Origin of the sequence: Sphaerisporangium viridialbum, assembly GCF_049674955.1 — a bacterium.
GTDB classification, from domain to species: domain Bacteria; phylum Actinomycetota; class Actinomycetes; order Streptosporangiales; family Streptosporangiaceae; genus Sphaerisporangium; species Sphaerisporangium viridialbum.
In genome coordinates this window covers 4,371,584-4,384,956 of the sequence record NZ_CP187232.1, presented here as the reverse complement: position 1 = coordinate 4,384,956, position 13,373 = coordinate 4,371,584, and the positions used below count along the sequence as shown (strand labels likewise).

Genomic DNA, 13,373 nt, shown 5'->3' with positions numbered 1-13,373 from the left:
CGGTGACCTCAGCGATCGCCTCCGGCGAGGGGTGGAAGTAGCGGCGCGGATTGTCGATGGCCGGGCGTATCCAGTGCCGGGGCAGATGCCGCGAGGGCCGACGAACTTGCCCCGGCCCGGTCAGGCGCCGGTGACGCCGTCGACGCGCTCGCGCACCATGTCGGCGTGCCCGTTGTGGCGCGCGTACTCACCGATCATGTGCAGGTAGACCATGCGCAGCGAGTAGACCTCGTCGCGGAAGGTGAAGGTGTCGTCCAGGGACGCGTCCGCCGCGGCGTCGTCGGCCAGCCGCATCTCCTCGACCAGCGACGCGTACTCCTCGGCTGCGCGCGCGGGGTCCAGGTCGTCGAAGTCGGCGTCCCTCCTTTCGGCGTGCAGCGGCTCCACCGGCTCGCCTGCGAACCGCTGACGGAACCAGGTGCGCTCGACCTTGGCCAGGTGGCGGATGAGCCCGAGCAGCGACAGGCCGGACGGCGGCGCGGCCCGCAGGGCGAGCTGCTCCGCGGTCAGGCCCGCGCACTTGAGCAGGAAGGTGCTGCGATGCCAGGCGAGATAGCCTTCGAGCATCTCGCGCTCACCGGCGACGAGAGAGCCGCCGGTGCGGGTGATTTCAGGTGCCGTCCAGGTCATCAGGGCATCATTTCGCGCCGCCCCGCCATCGCGCGAACCGCACGCCCGGCAGGTGGCCCGGTCACGCCGCCGGAGCGGGTTCCGGCCGGTTCCTCGCGACGCGGTTCTCGTGCACCCGCAGGTGCATGGCCGCCACCTCCAGCAGGGGGACAGTGACGCCGAGCCGCCGCGCCCGGGATACCAGGTCGCCGACGATGTGCTCGCCCTCGGTGGCCTTGCCGGCCACCAGGTCGCGGTACAGCGAGGAGACGAAGGGGGAGCCCGGTGTGCTCACCGTCTCGCGCGTGAACGCCAGCGCCCTCTCCGGCACGGCGTGACCGGCCGCCGCCGCGACCGCCGCGCACTCGGCGACCACCGCCTCGGCGAACACGGCGCCGCCGGGCACGGCCTCGACCTCACCGACCGTCCCGCGCATCAGGCACGTCACCGCGCCGGTCGCGGCGATGAGCACCCACTTGGCCCACATCTCGCCGGTGATGTCGCCGGACAGGTCCGTGTCGAACCCCGCGCCGTCGAGCACGCGTCCCACCTCGGCCAGAGGCTCGGGGGCGTACGCGCCGAGGGCGCCGTAGGTGAGGGTCTGCAGGTCGGCGAGGCGGACGATGTCGCCGTCGGCGTCGACGGTGGTGACCACCTTGACCGCGCCGCCCAGCACCGCGCGGTCGCCGAACCGCTCGGTCAGGGCGTCGATGTGCCGCATGCCGTTCAGGACGGGCAGGATCAGGGTGCCGGGACCGACCGCGGGCGCGAGGTCCACGATCGCCTGCCCGAGCCCGGTGGCCTTCACCGTCAGCAGCACCAGGTCGAAGGCCGAGCCGATCTCCCCGGCCACGACCAGGGGCGGGGTGAGCACGGTCTTCTCGCCCAGGCCCACGATGCGCAGCCCGCGCTCACGCAGCAGGCGCGCCCGCCCGGGCCGTACCAGGAACGTCACGTCCCGGCCGGCCTGGACCAGGCGGCCACCGAAGTAGCCGCCGGTCGCGCCGGCGCCCACGACCAGGATTCTCACGCCACCACTCCTCGGATGCGGGAACCGCCGGCGCTTCCGGTCACCGGGCACGCCATGCGGATCCTCTCTTGTCCACTCGAAGAAGACAGGTACCACACCTCCAGTTCGCCCTGGTGACCGCGGTGCGGGCGCTGGCCGGGACGTACGTCAGCCCGTGCCGGGGGACAGGTCGCGTTGCATGAGCAGCGTGTCGACCCACCGTCCGTGCTTGTGGCCCACCTGCCTGAGCAGCCCGGCGTCGGTGAAGCCGAAGCGCCGGTGCAGGGCCGCCGAGGCGGTCTCCCCGGTGTCGGCGATGACCGCGATCACCTGCCGGGCACCGGCCTCGGCGCACCCGGCCAGCAGGGCGGCAAGCAGCGCGCGGCCGAGCCCCCTGCCGGTCGAGCCGGGGGCGAGGTAGATCGAGTCCTCCACCGTGTGCCGGTAGGCCGGTTTGGGGCGGAACGGGCCCGCGTAGGCGTACCCGGCCACCTGGCCGGCCACGTCGGCGACCAGGAACGGCAGCCGCCGCCCGGCCAGGTCCGCCAGCCTGCGCTCCCAGTCGGGCACGGTGGGTGGGACCTCCTCGAAGGTGGCGAGGCTGCCGGTCACGTAGTGGGCGTAGATCGCCGCGACCGCCTCCAGGTCGGCGGGCACGGCCGGGCGGATGAGGGGTTCGTCGTTCGGCACCTGTCGTCTCCGTGGTCGGTTCAGCCGTCCCCGGCACCGGGATCCCCGGGCGCCGGCCGGGCGGCCATGGTCTCCAGGTAACGCCGCTCGGACATGCTGGTGGTGCCGCGCGCCGCGGCCCTGTATCGGTCGCGGGCCGCGTCGTGCTCACCGGCCATCTCCAGCAGGTGCGCGCGGACCGCGTCCAGACGGTGGTGCCCGGCGAGCCGCTCGTCGCCGTCGAGCGCGGCCAGCAGGTCCAGCCCGGCCTCCGGCCCCTTGACCATGGCCAGCGCGACGGAGCGGTTGAGCGTCACCATGGGGTTGGGCGCGACGCGGCCCAGCAGCTCGTACAGCGCCAGCACCTGCGCCCAGTCGGTGTCCTCGGCCCGTGGCGCCTCGGCGTGCACCGCGGCGATGGCCGCCTGCAGCTGGTAGGGGCCGAGCGCCCGGTGCGACAGCGCGCCGGTGATCAGCGCGATGCCGCTCTCGATCTGCTCGCGGTTCCACCGGCCGCGGTCCTGCTCGGCCAGCGGGACCAGCGTGCCGTCGGGTTCGGTGCGCGCCATGCGCCGCGCGTCGGTGAGCAGCATGAGCGCCAGCAGCCCGGCCACCTCGCCGTCGCCGGGAAGCAGCCGGTGGACGGCCCGGGTCAGCCGCATCGCCTCCCCGGTCAGATCGGCGCGGTGCAGGTCCGGGCCCGAGCTGGTGGTGTACCCCTCGTTGAAGATCAGGTACAGCACGTGCAGGACCACGCGCAGCCGTTCGGCCCGCTCGGGCTCGGGGGGCATGCGAAAGGGGATGCCGGTGGCCTTGATGCGCTGCTTGGCCCGGCTGATGCGCTGGGCCATGGTCGTCTCTGGCACCAGGAACGCGCGGGCGATCTGCGCGGTGGTCAGGCCGCCGACGGCGCGCAGGGTGAGCGCGAGCTGGGAGGCCGGCGACAGCGCGGGATGGCAGCACAGAAACAGCAGCGTCAAGGTGTCGTCCTGATCCGGCGGAGCGTCCTCTCCCGGGCCCGGTGTCGCGGCGTCGGCGTCCGGGACCATGGCCGCGACCGCGACCTCCCTGGCCCGGCGCGCGTGGTCGCTGCGCCACAGATCGGTCAGCCGGCGCGAGGCCACGGTGACCAGCCACGCCTTGGGGCTGTCGGGAATGCCCTGCTCCGGCCACTGCACCGCGGCCGCCAGCAGGGCCTCCTGCACGGCGTCCTCGGCGGTGTCGAAGTGCCCGTGCCGCCGTACCAGGACGCCGACGACCTGCGGCGCCAGCTCGCGCAGCAGGTTCTCGACCTGGGTGTCCGTACTCACATCTCCGTCCCGCGTGCTCGGTGGGCCGGCCGTGACCGGCCCGGTCGTGCGTCGTCCGGTCGACCAAGTCCTCGCGGTCGACCAGCCGGTCCTCGCAGTCAACCAGGTGAGGGCCACGGACGGTTCCCCATCCTCTCCCATGCGAGAGGGTGTCGAATTCCGCCCGCCCGCTCCGACCCAATAGCGTGAGGCGCCCGCACGGGGCGCCTCGCCGTCTCTCGAAACAGGAGCGGTCTTTCCATGGATACCAATACCGCGACCACGGCGGATCCGCGCGTCACCGGCTCTCGGGCCGGGCGGCGGGAGTGGGTGGGGCTCGGCGTGCTGGCACTGGCGGCCCTGCTGGTCTCGATCGATGTGTTCGTGCTGCTGCTGGCGCTGCCCCGGCTGAGCGAGGACCTCGGCGCGAGCGCCACCCAGCAACTGTGGATCATGGACGTGTACGGGTTCATGCTGGCGGGGCTGCTCATCACGATGGGCACCCTGGGCGACCGCATCGGGCGCCGCCGCCTGCTGCTGATCGGCGCCGCCGCGTTCGGGGCCGCCTCGGTGCTGGCGGCGTACTCCACCGGCCCGGGGATGCTGATCGCGGCCCGGGCGCTGCTGGGGGTCGCCGGGGCGACAATGACCCCCTCCACGATGGCGCTGATCGGCAACATGTTCCGCGACCCCCGGCAGCGGGCCGTGGCCATCAGCGTGTGGATGGTGTGCTTCATGTCAGGCGCCGCCGTCGGCCCGCTGGTGGGCGGGGCACTGCTTGAGCACTTCTGGTGGGGGTCGGTGTTCCTGCTGGGCGTGCCGGCGATGGGCCTGCTGCTGGTCTTCGGCCCGGTGCTGCTGCCCGAGTACCGCGACACCGCGGCGGGCCGGCTCGACCTGACCAGCGTGGCGCTGTCCCTGGCCGCGATCCTGCCGGCCATCTACGGCCTCAAGGAGCTGGCCAGGGACGGCCTGCAGGTCCTGCCCGTCGCGGCGGTGCTGGCCGGCGCGGCCTTCGGGGTGGCGTTCGCCCGCAGGCAGCGACGGCTGGCCGATCCGCTGCTGGACCTGAGGCTGTTCGGCAACCGGTCCTTCAGCGCCGCCATGGGCGGCATGATGGCGGGCACCCTGCTGATGGGCGCGATCATGCTGTTCATCACCCAGTACTTCCAGCTGGTCGCCGGGCTGTCGCCGCTGCGGGCCGGGCTCGCCATGCTGCCGGCGGTGGCCACCTCGATCGCCGGCGCCCTGCTGTCCCCGATCCTCGCCCGCCGCGTCCGCCCGGCCTACCTCATCAGCGGGGGCATGGCCGTCGGCGTGGCAGGCCTGCTGGCGATCACCCAGGCCGGGCCGCAGCACGGCCTGGTGGCGGTGGCGCTCGGGTTCGCCCTGACCAACCTCGGCGGCGGGCCGATGGTGGTGCTCAGCCTCGACCTGGTCATCGGCTCGGTCCCGCCCGCCAAGGCCGGCCTCGCCGCCGGGATGAACGAGACCGGCTCGGAGTTCGGCTACGCCCTGGGCATCGCCACGCTCGGCAGCCTCGGCACCGCCGTCTACCGTGCCCACATCGCCGGAGCCGTCCCCGAGGGTGTGCCCGCCCAGGCGGCCGCCGCCGCCCGCGACACCCTCGCGGGCGCCCTCACCGCCGCCTCTGACCTCGCCGGCCCGCTGGACGCCCGGCTGCTCGCCGCCGCGCGCGAGGCCTTCACCGCGGGGATGCACGTGGCCGCCTGGGGCAGCGCCGTGTTGCTGCTCGGCACCGCCGTCCTCACCCTGGCCCTGCTCCGGCACGTACCCCCAAGCGGCCGGGAGTCGCACGCGCGTACGCCCGGGTGAGCGCCGGGGGTCAGCGCCAGCCGGAGGTGTCCACGCCCCCGGGGACCGGCGCCGCCGGGTCGTACGGCTCGCGGGTGAACACGAAGGTGTTGAGGTCGAGGTGGCCGGGGGAGCCGTCGGGCCGGCGCACCAGGCGCAGGGTCTCCCCGGCGTAGTAGCCGTCGAGGCCGAGCCAGGTGCCGTCGGCCTGCGCGGCGAACCGGGAGGCCCGGCCTGGGCCGCCCACGGGGGTGAGTGACACGTCACGCCCGGGCAGCAGGCGCAGCAGGTAGGCGGCGGGCCCCCAGTACCAGGGGCCGGTGATCTCCAGCAGGTCGGCGTCGGCGGGGGAGGGCGCCCACTCGCGCGGCATGGGCGGCTCGTGGGTGTCCAGGATGTCGAGCAGGTCGGTGGCCACCGAGGCGCGCAGCCCCGAGGTGGCGTTGGCCATCGCCAGCACGCTGACCCGGTCGGCCGGGTCCGCCCAGACCACGGCGAGGAACCCCGGCATCGACCCGCCGTGCCCGACCAGGCGCCGCCCCCGGTGGCGCAGCAGCTGGACGCCCAGGCCGTGGCCGACGCTCCAGGTGTCGGCGTCCTCCACGGCGGCGGGTTCGCGCATCTCGGCGAGCGTGGCGCCGCGCAGGACCCTGTCGTCGCCGCCGGACAGGAACGCCGCCCACCTGGCGAGGTCCGCGGGGGTGGACCACAGCTGCCCCGCCGGGGCCATGGCGCCCGCGTCGTGCTCGGGCTCGGGCAGCAGCACGTCGGCCCACGGGTGCACGGCGTACCCCCGGGCGTGCGGCTCGCGGGGGCGGGTCGTGGTGTCGCGCATGCCCAGCGGCTCGAGGATCTCGGCCCGCACCGCCTCGGCCCAGCCGGCCCGGCGGTGCCGCGCGACCAGCTCGCCCAGCAGGGCGAAGCCGAGGTTGGAGTAGTGGAACCGGCGGCCGGGACGGTGGCGGGCGGTCTGGACGTCCAGGGCCCCGGCCAGGGCGTCCATCTCGACGCCGGGAGTGCGCTCCCACCACCCGCCGGGCGGCTCGGCGGTGAGCCCTCCGGTGTGCGAGAGCAACTGGGCGATGGTGACGTCGCCGACCGGGGTCGCGGCGACGTGCTTGGACAGCGGATCGTTGAGGTCGAGCAGGCCCTCGTCGCGCAGCCGCATCACCAGCACGGCGACCATGGTCTTGGTGATCGAGCCGATGCGGTACTGGGTGGCGGGGGTGGGGGCGGCGCCCTCGGCTTTGCCCCGGGCGCCGAACCAGACCGGCTCGCCGTCGCGCAGCACCATGGCGGCCAGCGAGGGCATCCGCGTCTCGGCCTGCTCGATGGCCACGCGGCGCAGCAGCGCGCGAGCCGTACCCTCCAGAACCGCCGGCATCCGGCCGCCCTCCCCGAATCGGTAAGCCGCTTGGAAACAGCTGACACATTACCGGGGATCGTCCAGGGCCTGCCCTCGCCCGGGTACGCGCGGGCTGCGGGAGAATACCGGCCATGACCACCCAGGAGGCAGGCCGTCCCCCCGGCGTCGAGCTGTCCGCCGTCCTCGAGCGCATCACCTACGCCAACGAGGAGACCGGGTACACCATCGCGCGGGTGGCCGTCGAGCGGGGCGGCGCCGACCTGGTGACCGCGGTGGGGCCGCTGCTCGGCGCGCAGGTGGGCGAGAGCCTGCGCCTGACCGGCCGGTGGGGTTCCCATCCCAAGTACGGCAGGCAGTTCGAGGTGTGGTCCTACACCACGGTCCTGCCGGCCACCGTGCAGGGCATCCAGCGGTACCTCGGGTCCGGGCTGGTCAAGGGCATCGGCCCCAAGATGGCCGAGCGCATCGTCGGCCATTTCGGGGTCCAGACGCTGGAGGTCATCGAGACCGCGCCCGCGCGGCTGGTGGAGGTGCCCGGGCTCGGCCCCAAGCGCACCAAGATGATCGCCGCCGCCTGGGAGGAACAGAAGATCATCAAAGAGGTGATGATCTTCCTGCAGGGCGTCGGGGTGTCCACCTCGATCGCGGTGCGCATCTTCAAGCAGTACGGCGACGGCTCCATCGCGGTGGTGCGGAACGAGCCGTACCGTCTGGCCGACGACGTGTGGGGCATCGGCTTCAAGACCGCCGACACCATCGCCCAGGCGGTCGGCATCCCGCACGACAGCCCCGAGCGGGTCAAGGCCGGCCTGCGGTACACCCTGTCGCAGGCGGCGGACGGGGGCCACTGCTACCTTCCCGCGCCCAACCTCGTCGGCGACGCGGTGAAGATCCTCGAGGTCCCGCCGGAGCTGGTGAGCAGCTGCCTCGAGGAGCTGGTCGCCGCCGAGGGCGTGGTCCGCGAGGACGTCCCGGCGGGCGACGGCGTGGTGCCCGCTGTCTACCTGGTGCCGTTCCACCGCGCCGAGCTGTCGCTGGCGGGCGGCCTGCGTCGCCTGCTGGACTCCGGTCACGACCGGCTCGCCGCCTTCCACAGGGTCGACTGGCCGGCCGCGCTGGACTGGCTGCGCACCCGCACCGGCGCCGACCTGGCCCCCGAGCAGTCCGAGGCGGTACGGCTGGCTCTCACCTCCAAGGTGGCCGTGCTGACCGGCGGGCCCGGCTGCGGCAAAAGCTTCACCGTGCGCTCCATCGTGACCCTGGCCCGCGCGAAGAAGGCCAAGGTCATCCTGGCCGCCCCGACCGGCAGGGCCGCCAAGCGGCTCGCCGAGCTGACCGGCCACGAGGCCACCACCGTGCACCGGCTGCTGCAACTGCGCCCCGGCGGCGAGGCCACCTTCGACCGCGACAACCCGCTGGACGCCGACCTGCTGGTGGTCGACGAGGCGTCCATGCTCGACCTGCTGCTCGCCAACAAGCTGGTCAAGGCGGTCGCGGCCGGAGCCCACCTGCTGTTCGTGGGCGACGTCGACCAGCTGCCCTCGGTCGGCGCGGGCGAGGTGCTGCGCGACCTGCTCGCCGCCGGCACCCTCCCCCGGGTACGGCTGACGCAGATCTTCCGCCAGGCCCAGCAGTCGGGGGTGGTGGTCAACGCCCACCGCATCAACAGCGGCCTGCATCCGGCCCTTTCGGGCATGGGCGACTTCTTCCTGTTCCCCTGCGAGGAGCCGGAGGAGATCGCCGCGCTCACCGTCGACGTGGTGGCCCGGCGCATCCCGCGCAAGTTCGGCCTCAACCCCCGCCGCGACGTGCAGGTGCTCGCCCCGATGCACCGCGGCGCGGCCGGGGCCGGAAACCTCAACAACGCGCTCCAGGAGGCGCTGACCCCCTCCCGGGAGGGCATGCCCGAACGCCGCTACGGCGGCCGGGTGTTCAGGATCGGCGACAAGGTCACCCAGCTGCGGAACAACTATGACAAGGGCGTCGCCGGGGTGTTCAACGGCACCGTCGGCGTCGTCACCGACCTGCGTCCTGAGGAAAGCAAACTCACCGTGCTCACCGACGAGGACGAGAGCGTCGAATACGCCTTCGACGAACTGGACGAGCTGGCGCACGCCTACGCCGTCTCCATCCATCGTTCGCAGGGCAGCGAATATCCCGCCGTGGTGATCCCCCTGGCGACCAGCGCGTGGATGATGTTGCAGCGCAATCTTCTCTACACCGCGGTCACCCGCGCCAGGAAACTCGTGGTGCTCGTCGGCTCGCGCCGCGCGCTGGCCCAGGCCGTACGGACGCGCGGGGCGGGGCGCCGGCACACCAGCCTCACCCACCGGCTCAGCCAGGGCTGACCGGGAGCGGGGTCTCCCACACCGGCCCGGTGGCGGGTCCGTGCCCGGCCGCCGGCCGGTTCACGAGACGGGGCGGTTTCCCGCGTGAACACCATCCGCGCACGCGCATGTGCACCCTTTGACCGGCTCATACGCTGACAATCCCATTGGATCTTCTTGACGGCCTCGGATGGCTTTCCTGGTCCGCATTCCCAGTTCAAGGTGACCGAAATGTGATCTATCTCGCCCAAAAGATGTACGTTCGGGTGGCAATCCCTATTAGGGTTTTTTCATTGCACTTTGCCGCCGTGGGGGAGAGGTCTGTGCGGGACTTTCGTCATCGTCTGAGGACTCCGATCGCCGGGCTGGCCGTGGTCACCGCCGGCCTGCTGATGGTGTCGTGCTCCAGCGGCGCGGGGCCCTCCTCGTCGGGCCCCGGCGGGGGCGGCACGAGCGCGCCGGCGACGCCCGCCCCTCTGATCAAGATCAGCCCGGCGAAGGGCGCCGGCAATGTCCGTCCCGACAAGCGCGTCGTGGTCACCGCCAGCAACGGGGAGCTGGAGGAGGTCACCGTCCAGGCCGGCGGCAAGACCCTCAAGGGCGAGTTCGACGCCGCGCGCACCAAGTGGGTCTCCAAGGGCCCGCTGAAGCCCTCCAGTGACTACACCGTCTCGGTCAAGGCCGGCGGCGACGGCGGCCCGGCCGAGGTGACCAGCACCTTCACCACGCTCAAGCCCGCCCAGGAGCTGCGGATCGCCGACATCACCCCGAACCTCAAGGGTGAGACCGTCGGCGTCGGCATGCCGATCATGGTGAGGTTCAGCCAGGCGGTCGGCGACAAGAAGGCCGTGGAGGAGTCGCTGGAGGTCACCGCCCAGAAGCCGGTCGACGGCGCCTGGCGCTGGATCGACGACTCGCTGGTCATCTACCGGCCCGCCAAGTACTGGCCCGCCCACCAGAAGGTGCGGTTCGCCGCCCGCCTGGAGGGCGTGCGCGCCGGCAAGGACATGTACGGCGTCAAGAACTACGCCACCACGATGAAGGTCGGCGCGGCGTGGATCAGCAGCGTCGACACGCGCAGCCACTCGATGGTCGTCCGCAAGGACGGCAAGGTCGTCCAGAAGATGGCGATCAGCGCGGGCAAGGCCACCTCCCGCGAGTACACCACCACCAACGGCGTCCACCTCACCATGGAACGCGGCAACCCGGTCACCATGATCTCCCCCGGGAAGAAGGAAGGCGACCCCGGCTACTACAAGGAGATCGTCGACCACGCCGTGCGCATCTCCAACAGCGGCGAGTACGTCCACAGCGCCCCGTGGTCGGTCGGCTCGCAGGGCCGCGCCAACGTCAGCCACGGTTGCGTCAACGCCCGCCCCGACCAGGCCAAGTGGTTCTACGACAACTTCCACCGCGGCGACGTCGTCAAGATCGTCGGCACGAACCGCGCGCTGGAGTGGAACAACGGCTGGGGCTACTGGCAGCTTCCGTTCAAGCAGTGGAAGAAGGGCAGCGCGCTCGACGCCTGAGGCCATCCGCGACCCAGCTCATGCGACGGCCCGCCGGCTCACTGCCGGCGGGCCGTCGTGGTCTGCGGGCCGGGCACGCCTAGGCGGCGGGGCGGAGCCCCCGCCTGGCGGCCAGTTCCAGGGGCGAGTACGCGCCGTCGGGCCGGTCGAGCCGCAGCGGCTCCTTCAGCAGCAGCGGGCACTGCGACATGAACCGCGGCACCGTACCGAGGTGGGCCTGGGCGGCGTGCACCAGGAACGGGTGGCACAGGAAGGCGTCTCCGGCGGAGCCGGTCGCCAGGGCCAGCGGGCGCGCGGCGCTCGCGTCCACCAGCGCGGGGTACAGACCGGCGAAGTCCGGCCCCGCCGCGCCGTACGGCTCCAGCACCCCGGGCACGTCCAGATGCGACCCCACCCGGATGCGGGTGGGCGCGTCATCGGGGCCGACGTCGGAGAACAGCAGCAGCAGGAGCATGGTGTGGGGGTACAGCGCGACCCCCCACGAGCCGTCGGCCCGGGGGACGCAGGAGTCCACATGCCAGCCGGTGTCGTCGGCCGGCGGCAGGCCGGGGAAGCGGATGGGGAAGTTGCCCACGGCGCCCCGGGGCAGCCAGCGGCCCGGCCCGGCGAGCTCGTCATAGGCGGCGCGCAGCCGGGGCGAGTCGATCGCCGGCCTGAACGGGCCCTCGCCGGTCTCGTCGGCCGCCCACATCACTGGTTGCGTCCATCCTGACCGGTCGTCGGGGCTCAGGCCGATCTTGTCCCAGAGGATCGCCCGCGCCTGGTCGGCGATCTCCCGCGGGAAGGCCTCGCGCAGCGGCAGGAACCCCTCCTCGATGAATCGCTCGATGTCGGCGTCGTCGAAAACCCGCACGCGGCCTCCCGGTCAGTGCCCTCGTCTACGGCGCCCGACGCTACCCGCCCTGCCGATGCCCGCTCCACCGAATTATCCGGCCGCATCCGGCGCGCCGCCCTCGGCTCGACGAAGAGGCGCGCGGCGCCGAACCGGACGGCCTCATGCCGCGCCGCCTGGAGACCGGTTGAGCGGTCCCCGCCGGGTACGGATGAGGTCCGCGAGGGAGGGGCCGCCGCGGAGGCACCACAGGGCGATGACCGGGTCGCAGATGGCGCAGCCGAGGGACGAGTCATGGGCGAAAGGGATGATCGGGTTGCCCTTGAGGTGGTGCAGGACGTCCCATGCGGTGTGCAGCAGCCAGCCGATGCCGATGAACGTCCACGACTCCAGCCCCCGGTAGGCGCAGTAGGTGGCGGCGGCGGTGAAGGCGAACTCCCAACCGCCCAGGCCGCCGCCGCTGAGGTAGGCGGCTCCCGCCCCGGCCACCATGACGGCGTTGAAGCGGCGCCGGTGCGGTTCGCGGATCAGCGACGTCACCACGGCGTAGAGCAGGCCGATCAGCACCGGCGGGACGACGTTCATGATCATCCGATCGCCCCCGCGCGCCGGAAGCCGATGCGTACCTGGGCCGGGCCGGTGCCGGGGGAGACGAACGGGTGCATGTTCCTTCTCTCGTCGATGTTGGAAAGCGCCACCGACGCTAACCGGCCGCCGACTCACCTCCCAGTGGCATTTCTGACACCTATCACCGGGATACCGCCATACGGCTGACCAGCAGACTCCTCCGTGGCAGCAGATCCAGAGCCTTGGCGGGATATACGCGGAGGGGTAACGTTCCGCCATGCACACTGTGGCCGTCCTCGCGCTCGACCAGGTGATTCCCTTCGATCTGTCCACCCCGATCGAGGTCTTCACCCGTACGCGATTGCCGGACGGCCGTCCCGGCTACCAGGTGCGCGTCTGCGCCGAGCGTCCGGAGGTGGACGCCGGCGCGTTCACCCTGCGCGCCCCCTGGGGGCTTGACGGGCTGGAGGGCGCCGACACGATCATCGTCCCCGGCACCGCGAGCCCGATGGGACCGCTGTCACCGGCCGTCCACCACGCCCTCACGGCCGCCGCCGCCCACGGCACCCGCATCGCTTCCATCTGTTCGGGCACCTTCCCTCTGGCCGCCACCGGACTGCTCGGCGGCCTGCGTGCCACCACCCACTGGGCCGCGGCCGACCTGCTGGCCGCCGCATACCCGGACATCGAGGTAGACCCCGGCGTCCTCTACGTCGACAACGGGCAGATCCTCACCTCCGCGGGTGCCGCGGCCGGGCTGGACCTGTGCCTGCACCTGATCCGCCGTGACTACGGCTCCGCCGTGGCGGCCGACGCCGCCCGGCTGTCGGTCATGCCGCTGGAGCGGGAAGGCGGGCAGGCCCAGTTCATCGTCCAGCCGCTCCCGTCCAGGACCCGAGGTTCCGCGCTCGAGCCCCTGCTCACCTGGCTGCAGGCCTCGCTGGCCCGCGACCTGACGGTGGCCGACATCGCCGCCCACGCCGGCATGAGCACCCGTACGCTGATGCGCCGCTTCCGGGAGCAGACCGGCACGACCCCGCTCCAATGGCTGCACCGCGCCCGCGTCCGCCAAGCCCAGCACCTGCTGGAGACCACCGGCCACACCGTCGAACGCATTGGCACTCAGGTCGGCTTCGCCTCCTCCACCGCCTTCCGTGACCGCTTCAAGCGCGTCACAGGCGTCAGCCCCCACACCTACCGGCGCACGTTCCGCTGAGCTCGCGTCGTCGCGGTGGGCCGGGCCCACGCCGCGAACCTGGTCAGGGCCGGCAGGGGAAGGCGACCGCGCATCGAGCCCTGCTTCGTGTCACCGTCGAAGTGCGGCGAAGCGCGCCGCTGCTCCGTTCGCACCTGCCTGGTCA

11 protein-coding genes are annotated in these 13,373 nt (G+C 72.7%); 4 read left to right on the top strand and 7 right to left on the bottom strand.

Features of this window, described 5'->3' with window-relative positions:
- Window positions 1-120: 120 nt before the first annotated feature.
- The 4 genes from ACOZ38_RS19465 to ACOZ38_RS19450 form a co-directional block, all read right to left on the bottom strand.
- A complete protein-coding gene (locus ACOZ38_RS19465) occupies window positions 121-630 on the bottom strand; it encodes a DinB family protein (RefSeq protein ID WP_424532415.1) in 510 nt (169 codons plus the stop codon).
- Window positions 631-691: 61 nt separating this feature from the next.
- Window positions 692-1,639, bottom strand: a complete 948-nt coding sequence (locus ACOZ38_RS19460; RefSeq protein WP_424532413.1) for a 2-dehydropantoate 2-reductase — start codon at window positions 1,637-1,639, stop codon at window positions 692-694.
- Window positions 1,640-1,786: 147 nt separating this feature from the next.
- On the bottom strand, window positions 1,787-2,308 hold the full coding sequence (locus ACOZ38_RS19455; protein ID WP_424532412.1) for an N-acetyltransferase family protein: 522 nt from the start codon (window positions 2,306-2,308) through the stop codon (window positions 1,787-1,789).
- A gap of 20 nt (window positions 2,309-2,328) precedes the next feature.
- Window positions 2,329-3,597 (bottom strand): RNA polymerase sigma factor, encoded by a 1,269-nt coding sequence (locus ACOZ38_RS19450; protein ID WP_424532411.1) that lies wholly within the window; start codon window positions 3,595-3,597, stop codon window positions 2,329-2,331.
- A 240-nt stretch (window positions 3,598-3,837) separates the two neighbouring features.
- Here ACOZ38_RS19450 and ACOZ38_RS19445 point away from each other — a divergent pair, with 240 nt between their 5' ends.
- Window positions 3,838-5,412 carry an MFS transporter gene (locus tag ACOZ38_RS19445; protein WP_424532410.1) on the top strand — a complete coding sequence of 525 codons (1,575 nt, stop codon included), beginning with the start codon at window positions 3,838-3,840 and terminating at the stop codon, window positions 5,410-5,412.
- A 10-nt stretch (window positions 5,413-5,422) separates the two neighbouring features.
- Here the strand turns inward: ACOZ38_RS19445 and ACOZ38_RS19440 are convergent, their stop codons facing one another.
- The gene (locus ACOZ38_RS19440; RefSeq protein WP_405149248.1) at window positions 5,423-6,775 is read right to left on the bottom strand and encodes a serine hydrolase domain-containing protein; all 1,353 of its coding nucleotides are present in this window, start codon (window positions 6,773-6,775) and stop codon (window positions 5,423-5,425) included.
- Between the two features lie 113 nt (window positions 6,776-6,888).
- Between ACOZ38_RS19440 and ACOZ38_RS19435 the strand changes: the two genes are divergently transcribed.
- Both ACOZ38_RS19435 and ACOZ38_RS19430 read left to right on the top strand, forming a co-directional pair.
- Window positions 6,889-9,105 (top strand): ATP-dependent RecD-like DNA helicase, encoded by a 2,217-nt coding sequence (locus ACOZ38_RS19435; protein ID WP_424532408.1) that lies wholly within the window; start codon window positions 6,889-6,891, stop codon window positions 9,103-9,105.
- Window positions 9,106-9,407: 302 nt separating this feature from the next.
- A complete protein-coding gene (locus ACOZ38_RS19430; protein WP_424532407.1) occupies window positions 9,408-10,613 on the top strand; it encodes an Ig-like domain-containing protein in 1,206 nt (401 codons plus the stop codon).
- Window positions 10,614-10,692: 79 nt separating this feature from the next.
- On the opposite strand, the gene ACOZ38_RS19425 is transcribed toward ACOZ38_RS19430, so the two are convergent.
- Window positions 10,693-11,466 (bottom strand): phytanoyl-CoA dioxygenase family protein, encoded by a 774-nt coding sequence (locus tag ACOZ38_RS19425; RefSeq protein ID WP_424532405.1) that lies wholly within the window; start codon window positions 11,464-11,466, stop codon window positions 10,693-10,695.
- Window positions 11,467-11,607: 141 nt separating this feature from the next.
- Window positions 11,608-12,036 (bottom strand): DUF6010 family protein, encoded by a 429-nt coding sequence (locus ACOZ38_RS19420; RefSeq protein WP_424532403.1) that lies wholly within the window; start codon window positions 12,034-12,036, stop codon window positions 11,608-11,610.
- Window positions 12,037-12,289: 253 nt separating this feature from the next.
- On the opposite strand from ACOZ38_RS19420, the gene ACOZ38_RS19415 reads away from it, so the two are divergent.
- Entirely contained in the window at window positions 12,290-13,228 is a 939-nt protein-coding gene (locus tag ACOZ38_RS19415) for a GlxA family transcriptional regulator (protein WP_424532402.1), read from the top strand.
- Window positions 13,229-13,373 lie beyond the last annotated feature (145 nt).

Coding starts and splice junctions, on each gene's coding strand:
- ACOZ38_RS19465 (WP_424532415.1), bottom strand. CDS start 630: ATGACCTGGACGGCACCTGAAATCACCCGCACCGGCGGCTCTCTCGTC.
- ACOZ38_RS19445 (WP_424532410.1), top strand. CDS start 3,838: ATGGATACCAATACCGCGACCACGGCGGATCCGCGCGTCACCGGCTCT.
- ACOZ38_RS19440 (WP_405149248.1), bottom strand. CDS start 6,775: ATGCCGGCGGTTCTGGAGGGTACGGCTCGCGCGCTGCTGCGCCGCGTG.
- ACOZ38_RS19435 (WP_424532408.1), top strand. CDS start 6,889: ATGACCACCCAGGAGGCAGGCCGTCCCCCCGGCGTCGAGCTGTCCGCC.
- ACOZ38_RS19420 (WP_424532403.1), bottom strand. CDS start 12,036: ATGATCATGAACGTCGTCCCGCCGGTGCTGATCGGCCTGCTCTACGCC.
- ACOZ38_RS19415 (WP_424532402.1), top strand. CDS start 12,290: ATGCACACTGTGGCCGTCCTCGCGCTCGACCAGGTGATTCCCTTCGAT.